Here is a 12,367-nt window from a genome sequence, read left to right on the forward strand (position 1 = left end):
GCCGTATGATATGGCCCGCCATCACAGTTTCCCATGGCAGGTTCCCGATCATGTTCCGCAAGCTTGATTCCTTTCTCCTGTGCCTGCTGGCCACCGTGATGCTGGCCAGCGTCGTACCCTGCCGCGGGGTAGGGGTTAACATATTCAATACGCTTGCCATCATCATGATCGCGAACATGTTTTTCCTACAGGGCGCGCGCCTGTCACGCCGCGCGGTGATGGAAGGTGTTACAGGCTGGCGGGTTCACCTGGCCATCGGGCTGTGTACATTTGCCCTTTTTCCGCTGCTTGGCGTGGCACTGCATACGCTTGCCCCCGACCTGCTGGAGGGGCCAATGTGGACAGGGGTTTTGTTCCTGTGCTGCCTGCCTTCCACGGTGCAGTCCTCCATCGCGTTCACTTCCATTGCGCGCGGCAATGTGGCAGCGGCCATCTGCTCGGCCACGCTGTCAAATATACTGGGCATTTTTCTGACCCCGCTGCTGGTGGGCCTTGTACTCGCACGGCATGCGGCAACGGGCGGCGGCGGGGGTATCGGGCCGATCGTGCTGGAACTGCTGGTGCCCTTTATCGTGGGACAGGTGGCGCAGCCATGGATCGGGGCATGGGCGCACCGGCACAAGAAACTGCTGTCCTTCTCCGACCGGGGTTCGATCCTGGTCGTGGTCTATACCGCCTTCAGCGAGGCGGTGGTGCAGGGACTGTGGCACCGGCTGCCTCCCATGCAACTCGGTCGCGTGGCGTTGGTGGACATCGTCATCCTGGCCATCGTGCTGGGGCTGACACGGCTGGTGGGGCGTATGGGCAATTTCGAGCGCACGGACCGGGTTGCGATCCTGTTCTGCGGATCCAAGAAGTCGCTTGCATCGGGCGTGCCGATTGCAAGCGTGCTGTTTTCCCATGCCGATGTAGGGCTGATCGTACTACCGGTCATGATCTATCACCAGATCCAGCTTTTTGCCTGCGCCACCCTGGCGCGCCGCCTGGGGGCGCAGGCGGAAGGGGCGGACTGACGCTGCATTGCACGCACGCCCCAATCCCCCCTATGTAAGCACGCCATAAACAACTGCATGGATGGGTAGGAAAGATGACAGGACTGGACCCGGATAACTGGGATGCACTGCGTGCACTGGGCCACGAGATGGTGGATGACATGTTCAACCGTCTGTCCACCCTGCGCGAGCGCCCGGTCTGGCAGCCCATGCCCGCCACCTTGCGCGCGCAGCTACGTACCGGCCTGCCGCATGACCCCACCCCGCCGCAGGAACTGTATGCCCGTTTCCGCGAACTGGTGGAACCTTATTCTACCGGCAACATCCACCCCGGCTTCATGGGCTGGGTGCATGGCGGCGGCACGGCCATGGGCATGCTGGCCGAACTGCTGGCAGGTGGGCTGAACGCCAATTGTGGTGGCCGCGACCACGCCCCGATCGAGGTCGAGCGCGAGGTTATCCGCTGGGCGGCCGAGATGTGCGGCTTCCCGACCGAGACCACGGGCCTGCTGGTCACCGGTTCTTCCATGGCCAACATGATTGCCGTGATCACCGCCAGCCGTGCCGTACCCGACGGGCTGGCCATGCGGGCAGGGGGCGTGGGCACGCGCAAACTTGTGGGCTATGCCGCCGCCACCGCTCATGGCTGCATTGCCCGCGCGTTTGACCTGACGGGGCTGGGTACCGATGCCCTGCGCGTGATCCCGGTCGGCGCGGATAACCGCATGATCCTGCCCGAACTGGAACAGGCCATTGCGCGCGACCGCGCGGCGGGTTTCGAGCCGTTCATGGTGATCGGCACGGCAGGCACGGTAGATACGGGTGCGATTGATGACCTTGCCGCCCTAGCCGATATCGCGGCACGGGAGAACATCTGGTTCCATGTCGATGGCGCATTCGGTGCGCTGGCCATGCTGTCTGATACGCTGCGGCCCAGCCTACGCGGGCTGGAACGCGCCGATAGCGTGGCGTTCGACTTCCATAAATGGGCGCAGGTCCAGTACGATGCCGGCTGTATCCTCGTGCGCAGGCCCGGCGTGCAGGCGGCAGCCTTCGCCCAGTCACGCGCCTACCTTGCGCGCGAGGACCGGGGCCTTGCCACCAACGCGCCATGGTATTGTGACCTGGGACCTGACCTGTCTCGCGGGTTCCGTGCACTCAAGGTCTGGATGACACTGGGCACCTACGGCGCCGATGGCATGGGCGATATGATCGCCAACTGCTGTGCCATTGCCCGCCACCTTGCCAACCGGGTCGAAGCCAACCCACGGCTGGAACTCCTGGCGCCGGTAACATTGAATATTGTGTGCTTCCGTATCATCGCCCCGGTAGCCGACCTTGACCACTTCAATGGCGAAGTGGTCAAGGACCTGCATGAAAGCGGGATCGCGGCACCGTCCACCACCGTCATCAACGGCCACAAGGCGGTGCGGGCCGCCATTGTCAACCACCGCACCACCACGGCCGACGTGGACCGCATGCTTGATGCCCTGCTGGAACTGGCCGACCGCAGGCTCATCGCAGCCTGAACATGAAAAACCCCGCTCCATGACCGGAGCGGGGCGGGACAGGGGAAGGGTAGCCGCACTCAGCCCCCGCGGCGGGGCCTGCTGCGCAATGCTTCTTCCGCAAACAGTTCAGACAACTTCTTCATCATCGTGCCGCCCAGTTCCTCGGGGTCGGTAATGGTGACGGCGCGGCGGTAATAGCGCGTCACGTCATGGCCAATGCCAATGGCAAGCAGTTCGGTCGTGGTACGTGTCTCGATATGGGCAATCACCTCACGCAGGTGATTTTCCAGATAGGAACCGGGATTGGCGGAAAGCGTGCTGTCATCCACCGGCGCACCATCGGATATGACCATCAGGATCCGCCGTGCCTCGGCCCGCGCGGCAAGCCTGCGCTGCGCCCAGAGCAGGGCCTCGCCATCAATGTTTTCCTTGAGTAGCCCCTCGCGCAGCATCAGGCCAAGATTGCGCCGCGCGCGCCGCCACGGCATGTCGGCGGCCTTGTACACGATGTGGCGCAGGTCATTGAGCCTGCCGGGGTTTTCGGGCTTGCCCGCCTGGACCCATGCCTCCCGGCTGCGCCCACCCTTCCATGCACGCGTGGTAAAGCCCAGCACTTCCACCTTGACCGCACAGCGTTCGAGCGTGCGGGCAAGGATATCGCCACACATGGCGGCAACCGAGATCGGCCGCCCGCGCATGGAGCCCGAATTGTCGATCAGCAGGGTCACGACCGTATCGCGGAAATCCGTATCCCGCTCACGCTTGTAAGATAGCGAGAGCATGGGATTGACCACAATGCGCGAAAGCCGCCCGGCATCGAGCATGCCTTCTTCCAGATCGAACTCCCACGCCCGTGTCTGCTGCGCCATGAGCTTGCGCTGCAGGCGGTTGGCCAGCTTGGAGACAACGCCCTGCATGCTGACAAGCTGCTGGTCCAGCGTCTGGCGCAGACGGGAGAGTTCCTCCCCGTCGCACAGATCCTCGGCGGCAATTTCCTCGTCATACACGGTGGTGAAGGCACGGTAGGCGGGCGGCGTGTCGTCGGGCGGCGCGTCTTCCTCACCGGGGCCACCGGCTTCTTCCGATCCGCTGGCAGTACCACCCTGTTCACCATCCTCGGGTTCGTCATCGCCCGTACCCGTGCCCTGCGACATCTGCATGGGCTGGGAACTGTCGTCCTCCTCCGGGCCGTCATCCTGCGGCTCGGGGGTTACGTCCTCACCCTGTTCTTCATCTTCGGTGCTGGCAGCCTCTGCCTCGGCCGTACCGTCATCAGCGGCTTCATCGGGCGTGGTTTCCTGTTCCAGCAGCGAACAGGCCATGAGCAGCCTGCGCGCGGCCTGTGCAAAATCGGTCTGGCTGTCCTGACGCGATACCATCTCGTCCAGTGCACGGCGGGCGGCGGGCGGCATGTCATCAAACCAGCGCGCCATGAGGTCGCGCATGGACTCCACCACCGGCTGGCCGGACATGCGCGCACGCGCCAGCAACCCCAGCGCAAGCGGGGTAGGCAGCCTGGTATGGCTGGGCAGGCGGTCCATGCCCAGATCCGCGCATTCCTGTGCAAGGCGCGCATCAAGGTTGGCAGCGACGCCTGCCATGTGCCGCGCACCCAGGCTTTCCACCCGCGCCTGTTCCAGTATGTCATACACTTCACGCGCTTCACCTGCCGGGGGGCGGGCGTGGTCATGCAGGGCCGCGTTGTGATGGCGCAGGCGTAGGGCAGCGGCGTCGGCCGCGCCACGCATGCGGGTCATTTCCGCATCCGTCATCCGCTGCGTGGGATGGGGCAGGCGTACATGCATGCCGGTAACGGATACGCCCGAGGGAACAGGTCCGTTAAGGAAAGAGACCTCCGCCTGCGCCTTACCACCCATGGCGCGCACGGCGCCTACCGTTGCGCGCTTGAATCGCTCAGCCCGCATGGCTTCAAGCTCGGACTTGGGGGAAGAGGCGTTTTTCCGGTTCTCACGCATGGATTGCCTGCCCTGCCATCAATCCCGGGGCGCCAGCGGGCTGGCGTTGAAGCAGCGCTGATAATATTCCGCCACCGTGGGGCGTTCCGCCTCGTCGCACTTGTTGAGGAAGGTAACGCGGAAGGCAAAGGCAAGATCTTTGAAAATATCGAAATTCTGCGCCCAGCTGATCACCGTTCGCGGTGACATGACGGTGGAGATATCCCCCGCAATGAACCCCGAGCGCGTCAGGTCCGCCAACGCCACCATGCTTTCCACCCGCTTGCGCCCGACCTCGTCCTTTTTGGGGTCGATGCCCATCTTGGCCATTACGATGGCGGTTTCCTGCGCGTGAGGCAGGTAGTTCAGCGTGGTCACAATATTCCAGCGGTCCATCTGGCCCTGATTGATCTGCTGGGTGCCGTGGTACAGCCCCGTCGTATCACCCAGCCCCACGGTGTTGGCAGTGGCGAACAGGCGGAAGAAGGGGTGCGGACGGATGACGCGGTTCTGGTCAAGCAGAGTCAGGTGGCCTTCCACCTCCAGCACGCGTTGGATCACGAACATCACATCCGGGCGGCCGGCATCGTATTCATCAAATACCAGCGCGCAGGGGTGCTGCAGCCCCCAGGGCAGCAGACCTTCGCGGAATTCAGTGATCTGCTGGCCATCCTTCAGCACGATCGCATCCTTGCCGATCAGGTCGATGCGCGAGATGTGGCTGTCGAGGTTGATACGCACGCTAGGCCAGTTCAGCCGTGCCGCCACCTGTTCGATATGAGATGACTTGCCCGTGCCGTGGTAGCCCTGGACCATGACACGGCGGTTGAAGGCGAAGCCCGCCAGAATGGCCAGCGTGGTATCGTGATCGAATTTGTAGGAAGGGTCGATTTCAGGAACATGCTCGGTACGCACGGAAAAAGCCGGAACCTTCATGTCGCTGTCGATGCCGAACACATCGCGCGCCGTGACCTGTAGATCAGGGGCGGAAACAGCTGAAATGGCGGGAAGCGGCGTGCCGTTGGCATCCACTGCGGCAGTTGTCAGGTCTGCGGGTTCGTTCATCTGCTTTTTCTCGTCCGTCACTTCGTCTGTTTTGGCCCGTCATGGCCGGATGGAGCCTGATATCTGGCCGTGATTATAGGCAAACCTGCAACGATCTGCCAATGCATGCTGCCTGACGCCTGCCCGGGCATGAAAAACCGTCATCAGGCGCTGCGGGCCATTCCCTCGCGCCCGGCATTTGCAACAAGGTGGGCACGCACGGCCGTATAGGCAATGTTGATGCCCTTGAAGCGTTCCTCCGCCTTGCGGTCCCCGCCATTGGCATCAGGGTGGTGACGGCGGGCAAGATCCTTGTAGCGGGTTTTGAGTTCCTCCATCGAGACGGGCCAGCCCAGATCCAGCACGCCCAGCGGGTATTTGAGAGCCTGAGGAGCATCGGCGCGGCGGTCTTCCTCATGCTTGCGACGCGCGGCGCGGGCGCGAGCCTTCGCCGCCCCCTTGAGCAGGTCGAGGGGATCGAGCATGTCCTCCTCGCTAAAGGTGTGGGCGGCCTTGCCCTGACCCAACTTCCACGACGGGCGGTTCCATGACGTATCGGCGCGGATATGGGCCTCGATCTGGCCGGGACTCATGCCACGGTAATAGTCCCAGCGCGCATTGTACTCGCGCACATGTTCCAGACAGAACCAGAAATAGCTGTTCAGCGCATCACGCGACCGCGGGGCGCGGTATCCCGCGGGTTGGTCGCAATCATGCATGTCACAGCAGCGCTCCGGCGCATCCGGATCGGGATCAAAGGCGCGGTGTCGGGTGTTCCTTCTCTTCATCATTGTCGTTATGTGCGCCTGTTCATGCTTCGTGCAAGAGCGAAGCTGTGCAATGAATGATCCCGCTATCATGGAGCCGCCAATGGAACAGCAAGCAACCGGACGGGCCGGACGGATCGATCGCATCCTGCGCGAACACCTCGCCCCCGTGGAACTGCAGATCAAGGATGACAGCGCCCGCCACGCCCATCACGCCCACATGCGCGACAATGGCGTGCAGGCGGGCGAAAGTCACTACAATGTGCTGGTGATCAGCCCTGCCTTCAATGGTGTGGGCCGCGTGCAGCGTTCGCGCATGGTGCATGACCTACTGGCGGGCGAGTTCGCGGGCGGGATGCACGCGCTTTCGCTCGTGCTGCGCACGCCTGAAGAACAGGCGCGGATGAACGTGGCATGAAGCCCGCCTTCCCCTTCGCCACGCGGCGGCTGATGATGGGCGGGCTGCTGACCCTGCTGGCCGCCTGCGCCGGCGTGCCCGAGCAGGCACCCGACCAGCGCACGGACATTGCCCGCGTGGAGACCTACCTCAATACATCGCACGGGCTGCAGGCCGATTTTGTCCAGACCTGGCCCGATGGCGGCAAGGGGCAGGGGGTGCTGCACTACGACCCCGGCCGCCTGCGCCTTGACTACACCACACCGGGGGCGATGAAGCTGGTGGCGGCAGGTGGCCACCTTCTGTTCGTGGACCATCGGCGCGAATCGGTTACCCGCATGTCGCTTGGTCACCAGCCGCTCGGGCTGATCCTGGACCAGCCGGTACACCTGTCGGGCCAGATTCTGGTCACGGCGGTACAGCATGGCGCCAACAGCCTGCAGGTCTCGCTTGCACGCGCGGACAGCCCGTCACAGGGAATCCTGACGCTTGGATTCTCCGACATGGGGGGCAAGCTGTCGCTGCTGGTAATCGAGATGACGGATGTGGAACGCCAGCACATCCGCCTTGACCTGAGCAATGCCGCAGCCAGCGGCCAGCCCTGGCCTGATACGATGTTTACCCTCTCCGCCAGCAATTAAGCGTGAGACCGGCGCGCCGGACTATCCCTGCGCGCCGGGAATCGGGCCGAAGCATTCAGGCCAGGTCGCGGTCAGTGCCGCATCCACGTCCCCCATTGTGGGGTGCCGCCCCAGCTTCGCCAGGCTGGTCACGCCGTAATCGCTGATGCCGCAGGGCACGATTCCACCAAAATCGCTTAGGTCGGGTGCGACATTGAGCGCCACCCCGTGCCAACTGACCCAGCGCGAGACGCGCACCCCGATAGCGGCCACCTTTTCCTCCCGCCCCGTGGCGGGATCGACCACCCACACGCCAATACGGTCGGCCCGACGCTCGCCCACCACATCGAAGTGGGCAAGGGTGCGAATCAGCCATTCCTCCAGCGCGTGAACATAGGCCCGCAGGTCGCGCGCGGGCACCATGCCGTGCGGCCGGGATAAGTCGAGCATAGCATAGGCCACCCGCTGGCCGGGACCATGATAGGTCCACTGTCCGCCACGCCCGGCGGGATAGGTTGGATAGCCGCGCGGGTTGAACAGGTCCGATTCCCTTGCCGAGGTACCAGCGGTGTAGGTGGGGGGATGTTCAAGCAGCCAGACGCGCTCGGGCATCGTTCCCTCCCGAATTCCGCGGGCCTGCGCCTCCATTTCCGCCAATGCGGCGGGGTAGGGCACCAGATCCGGTGCCCTGTGCCATAAAAACTCGTTTTCAGTCATTGCCCATGCGCCTTTCATCGGTTATACGCCCCTTCATCGTCATGACGGTATCGCCCAGTCGATCATCGTTGTCACGTTGCGGCCATGGCGGAATGGTAGACGCGCAAGCTTGAGGTGCTTGTGGGGGCAACCCCGTGGAAGTTCGAGTCTTCTTGGCCGCACCAACATGTTTTTATAAACAGATTCTGCCTGGCAGGGTCCCTGCACATTTAAGGGGACAATCCCTGCCCAAGGCTGCTTTGTCCACCGCTGACATGGCAACCAGACGGGTCAATACTTTTACCATGCGGACACATCACGATGTGCCCTGAAAAAGTCATGATCTCTCCCTACAAAATCCCTGTATGGTTCCCAGTCTGCATGGAACAGCGGCAATGGCACGCCATGCATGAAAATGTGATAAAAAGTTGAAACATTGATCATGCGTGGGGGTATCGGGGTAGAATCGTGATTTAAATCATGTTTAGTCCTGATAAGGCACGCTACATCATTGCCATCTGGAAACACCCCAACTGCCTGTTTTCATCATGAAAATAGACCAGATGGAGCGATTTCCTGTTTCTGTCATGCATCTTGAGGTAAATATTTTAGTGATCAAGCCCCTTAAAAAAGCCGTATTGCCGGTTGCCGGTCTTGGAACGCGTTTTCTGCCCGCCACCAAGTGCGTGCCCAAGGAAATGCTGACCGTCGTTGACCGCCCGCTCATCCAGTATGCGATTGACGAGGCACGTGAAGCCGGAATCGAGGAATTCTGCCTTGTTTCCAGCCGGGGCAAGGACTCCCTGATCGATTATTTCGATATTTCCTACGAACTGGAAGACACGCTGAAGGCCCGCAAGAAGGCATCGGCCCTGAAGGCGCTGGAAGCAACCCGTGTCACCCCCGGTTCCATGCTGTCCGTGCGCCAGCAGGAACCGCTGGGCCTGGGCCACGCCATCTGGTGTGCACGTGAGTTCATCGGCAACGACCCGTTCGCTATCCTGCTGCCCGATGACGTGGTGCAGAGCAAGAAGTCGTGCATCGGCCAGTTGGTCGAGGTCTATAACAAGACCGGTGGCAATGTTCTGGCCGTGACCGAAGTGCCGCGTGAGCAGACCGGCAGCTACGGCATTCTTGATGTCGGCCATGACGATGGCAAGACCGTCGAGGTCAAGGGCCTGGTTGAGAAGCCCGACCCGAAGGACGCGCCCTCCACCCTGTCCGTGATCGGTCGTTACGTGCTGACGGCGGATGTGCTCAAGCACCTTGCCAAGCTCGAGAAGGGTGCCGGCGGTGAAGTCCAGTTGACGGACGCCATGGCCAAGACCATCGGGCATGTGCCGTTCCATGGTTTCCGCTACGAAGGCAAGCGCTTCGACTGCGGCAGCAAGGTCGGCTTCCTTGAAGCCCAGATTGCCTTCGCGCTGGAGCGCGAGGAACTGGCGGGCGACGTTCGGGAATTCCTGAAAAAGTATAAATGACCTTCCAGCACCGGTTCGATCCCTCCACCCTGCGGGAATATGACATCCGCGGGGTTGTGGGAACAACCCTTGGCCCGGAAGACGCCTATGCCATCGGCCGCACCTTCGGCAGCATGGTGGCACGGGCGGGTGGTCAGCGCCTTATCATCGGTCGTGACGGGCGGCTTTCTTCTCCTTCCCTTGAGCAAGCGCTTGTGGAAGGGGCGGTGGCATCTGGCATGGCGGTGCAGCGTATTGGCTGCGGGCCAACGCCCATGCTGTATTTCGCCTCGGTCGCCTTTGGGGCCGACGGGGCAATCATGGTTACGGGTAGCCATAACCCCCCAGACCATAATGGCTTCAAGATCCTGCAGGCCAACCAGCCTTTCTTTGGCCCGCAGGTCAGAGAACTGGGGCGACTGTCCGCCATGGGCGATGTCGTGCCGCACAACCCCGGCACCACGCAGGATGTGGACATAAGGCCCGATTATGTCGCGCGCCTCCTGCGCGATTACGATGATGGCCCGCGCCCGCTGAAAGTGGTGTGGGATAATGCCAGCAGTGCGGCAGGCGATGTCCTTTCCATGGTCGTGCAAAGACTTCCCGGCACGCACCATATCCTCAACGGCACGATCGACGGCCATTTTCCCGCACATCACCCCGATCCCACCATTCCTGCCAACATGCGCCAGTTGGCCGATGCCGTACGGATGGAAAAGGCAGACCTTGGCCTGGCGTTCGATGGCGATGCCGACCGTCTGGGCGTGGTGGATGATACAGGCACCATGATATGGGCCGACCAGTTGCTGGTGCTTGTGGCGCGCGACGTGCTGCGTGCCCGGCCGGGGGCCACGGTCATTGCCGATGTCAAGGCAAGCCAGATCCTGTTTGATGAGATTGCACGCGCAGGCGGCAGGCCGCTCATGTGGAAATCTGGCCATTCCCCCATCAAGACCAAGATGGCCGAGACGCGCGCCCCGTTAGCGGGCGAAATGTCGGGCCATTTCTTTTTTGCCGACAGGTGGTACGGATTTGATGACGGGCTTTATGCCGCCATCCGGCTGCTGGGCATTGTCTCGCGCCTGTCACAACCGCTATCGGCCATACGTGCGGCACTCCCTGCCACGCTGTCCACACCCGAACTGCGTTTTGACTGCCCCGAAACACGCAAATTCGGCGTAATTGCGGAAGTTGCCTCCCGTCTGGAAAAAACCGGAGCCACGGTCTGCGCCATTGATGGCGTGCGTGTCTCGACAGGGGAGGGGTGGTGGCTGCTGCGCGCCTCCAACACGCAGGCCCTTCTGGTCGCGCGGGTGGAAGGAGCCACGCAGGCCGCGCTGGAACGGCTCAAGGCGGAACTCTGTGCCCAGCTTGCATTGTCGGGCATTGCCGCGCCTGATTTTTCCGGGGCGAGAAGCGACTGATTGACGGCAGAGGGCTTTTAGAAAGGCTGCGCCATAATACCCTGAAAATGAAAAAAGTTTTTGGTTAAGCTTTTTTAAAAGCTTCAGAAGAATGCCTCTTTTTGGAAAAAGGCGACACCCGGAACTTCTATCCGATTTACAGAATGATGCGTGGCACCGGTCAGGGTAACAGACACAGGGCACCGGATGCCGTTTTTTTGTTGTATGCCTGCTCATGGGGTTTAATAAGACCCTTACCGGTCCGATATGCCGGTCATGACCCCGTGCAGGAACCATGCAGCATAATGGCCCAACCTCCTTTCCGTTCCTTTCTTGTGCCCGGGCAGGCCGTCAGCCATCCCGACCACCCGGAATGGGGTGACGGACTGGTCCAGTCCGCCATCGGGCACCGGGTTACGGTCATGTTCCCCCATGCAGGAAAAGTGGTGATTGACGCTACGGTCGTGCACCTGACCGAACTGTCATAGGCCGCGCTGGATGGACCATACCCCACTACCCGATTCCTACGGTCGGCTGCTGACCTACCTGCGTGTATCGGTCACCGACCGGTGCGACATGCGCTGTATCTATTGCATGGCGGAAGACATGACCTTCCTGCCCAAGGCCGAAATCCTGTCACTTACGGAACTGGAGCGGCTGTGCACCTCCTTCATCCGCCATGGCGTGCGTCGGTTGCGGGTGACGGGGGGCGAGCCGCTGGTACGGCGCGATGTGATGTCCTTCTTCCGCGAAATGGGCGGATGGCTTGGCCAGGCGGATGGCCAGCCGGGACTGGATGAACTGACCCTGACCACCAATGCCAGCAGGCTGGCCGAGTTCGCGGATGACCTTCATGCCTGCGGTGTGCGGCGCGTCAACGTCAGCCTTGATTCGCTGGAGCCCACCCGCTTTGCGCGCATAACCCGGCGGGGCAACCTGGCCCGCACGCTTGATGGCATACGCGCCGCACGCGCGGCAGGGCTGGCCGTACGCATCAATACCGTGGCCATGGCAGGCGTGAACGCAGATGAATTTGACGGTCTGATTGCATGGTGTGGTGAAATCGGCGCCGACCTGTGCCTGATCGAGACCATGCCCATGGGCGAGACGGGCGAGGACCGGACCGATCACTATCTGCCGCTATCTGGCGTGCGCCGCAGGCTTGAACAGCGCTGGACACTGGAACCGCTGGCTTATCGCACAGGCGGTCCCGCGCGCTATGCCCGCATTGCGCAGACCGGGCGCCGGATCGGCTTCATCACGCCGATGACCCATAATTTCTGTGAAAGCTGCAACCGGGTGCGGCTGTCCTGCACCGGCAGGCTGTATACCTGCCTTGGCCATGAGGGATCGACCGACCTGCGTGGCCCGCTCCGTGCTGGCGCCGATGATGGGGAGATGATGGAGCACGTACGCGCCGCCATCCTGCGCAAGCCACGCGGGCATGACTTCCTGATTGGCCGTAGCGCGGATGACCCGGCCCGTGTCACGCGCCATATGAGTGTAACCGGCGGCTGAAGGC

At 62.2% G+C, this 12,367-nt stretch carries 12 protein-coding genes and 1 tRNA gene; 9 read left to right on the top strand and 4 right to left on the bottom strand.

Annotated elements, in window-relative coordinates; genetic code table 11:
• The first annotated feature begins 50 nt into the window (after window positions 1-50).
• Entirely contained in the window at window positions 51-1,013 is a 963-nt protein-coding gene (locus tag GLX_RS02915) for a bile acid:sodium symporter family protein (protein WP_041247592.1), read from the top strand.
• A 74-nt stretch (window positions 1,014-1,087) separates the two neighbouring features.
• Window positions 1,088-2,521 (top strand): pyridoxal phosphate-dependent decarboxylase family protein, encoded by a 1,434-nt coding sequence (locus tag GLX_RS02920; protein WP_014104541.1) that lies wholly within the window; start codon window positions 1,088-1,090, stop codon window positions 2,519-2,521.
• A gap of 59 nt (window positions 2,522-2,580) precedes the next feature.
• Here GLX_RS02920 and GLX_RS02925 read toward each other — a convergent pair whose 3' ends face one another.
• The 3 genes from GLX_RS02925 to GLX_RS02935 form a co-directional block, all read right to left on the bottom strand.
• Window positions 2,581-4,479 carry a cobaltochelatase CobT-related protein gene (locus GLX_RS02925; RefSeq protein ID WP_014104542.1) on the bottom strand — a complete coding sequence of 633 codons (1,899 nt, stop codon included), beginning with the start codon at window positions 4,477-4,479 and terminating at the stop codon, window positions 2,581-2,583.
• A gap of 18 nt (window positions 4,480-4,497) precedes the next feature.
• Entirely contained in the window at window positions 4,498-5,523 is a 1,026-nt protein-coding gene (gene cobS, locus GLX_RS02930) for a cobaltochelatase subunit CobS (RefSeq protein WP_014104543.1), read from the bottom strand.
• A 143-nt stretch (window positions 5,524-5,666) separates the two neighbouring features.
• Window positions 5,667-6,293 (bottom strand): J domain-containing protein, encoded by a 627-nt coding sequence (locus GLX_RS02935; protein ID WP_014104544.1) that lies wholly within the window; start codon window positions 6,291-6,293, stop codon window positions 5,667-5,669.
• A gap of 79 nt (window positions 6,294-6,372) precedes the next feature.
• Here GLX_RS02935 and GLX_RS02940 point away from each other — a divergent pair, with 79 nt between their 5' ends.
• Together GLX_RS02940 and GLX_RS02945 are read left to right on the top strand one after the other, a co-directional pair.
• Complete coding sequence (locus tag GLX_RS02940; protein ID WP_041247128.1) at window positions 6,373-6,687, top strand: BolA family protein; 315 nt, start codon at window positions 6,373-6,375, stop codon at window positions 6,685-6,687.
• Window positions 6,684-7,307, top strand: a complete 624-nt coding sequence (locus GLX_RS02945; RefSeq protein ID WP_014104546.1) for a LolA family protein — start codon at window positions 6,684-6,686, stop codon at window positions 7,305-7,307. Before GLX_RS02940 ends, GLX_RS02945 begins: the two co-directional genes overlap by 4 nt.
• Before the next feature lie 21 nt (window positions 7,308-7,328).
• Here the strand turns inward: GLX_RS02945 and lipB are convergent, their stop codons facing one another.
• Window positions 7,329-8,021, bottom strand: coding sequence for a lipoyl(octanoyl) transferase LipB (lipB, locus tag GLX_RS02950; protein WP_014104547.1), 693 nt, complete (start codon window positions 8,019-8,021; stop codon window positions 7,329-7,331).
• A 60-nt stretch (window positions 8,022-8,081) separates the two neighbouring features.
• Here lipB and GLX_RS02955 point away from each other — a divergent pair.
• The 5 genes from GLX_RS02955 (at window position 8,082) to moaA (ending at window position 12,363) form a co-directional block, all read left to right on the top strand.
• Window positions 8,082-8,167, top strand: a tRNA-Leu gene (locus GLX_RS02955).
• 402 nt (window positions 8,168-8,569) lie between these two features.
• Window positions 8,570-9,463, top strand: coding sequence for a UTP--glucose-1-phosphate uridylyltransferase GalU (galU, locus tag GLX_RS02960; RefSeq protein ID WP_193360668.1), 894 nt, complete (start codon window positions 8,570-8,572; stop codon window positions 9,461-9,463).
• Complete coding sequence (gene pgmG, locus GLX_RS02965; RefSeq protein ID WP_014104549.1) at window positions 9,460-10,866, top strand: phosphoglucomutase/phosphomannomutase PgmG; 1,407 nt, start codon at window positions 9,460-9,462, stop codon at window positions 10,864-10,866. Before galU ends, pgmG begins: the two co-directional genes overlap by 4 nt.
• Before the next feature lie 284 nt (window positions 10,867-11,150).
• Window positions 11,151-11,333, top strand: a complete 183-nt coding sequence (locus tag GLX_RS02970; protein WP_041247129.1) for a DUF3553 domain-containing protein — start codon at window positions 11,151-11,153, stop codon at window positions 11,331-11,333.
• 10 nt (window positions 11,334-11,343) lie between these two features.
• On the top strand, window positions 11,344-12,363 hold the full coding sequence (gene moaA / locus GLX_RS02975; RefSeq protein WP_014104551.1) for a GTP 3',8-cyclase MoaA: 1,020 nt from the start codon (window positions 11,344-11,346) through the stop codon (window positions 12,361-12,363).
• Window positions 12,364-12,367 lie beyond the last annotated feature (4 nt).

It is taken from the genome of Komagataeibacter medellinensis NBRC 3288 (assembly GCF_000182745.2).
Lineage (GTDB): Bacteria > Pseudomonadota > Alphaproteobacteria > Acetobacterales > Acetobacteraceae > Komagataeibacter > Komagataeibacter medellinensis.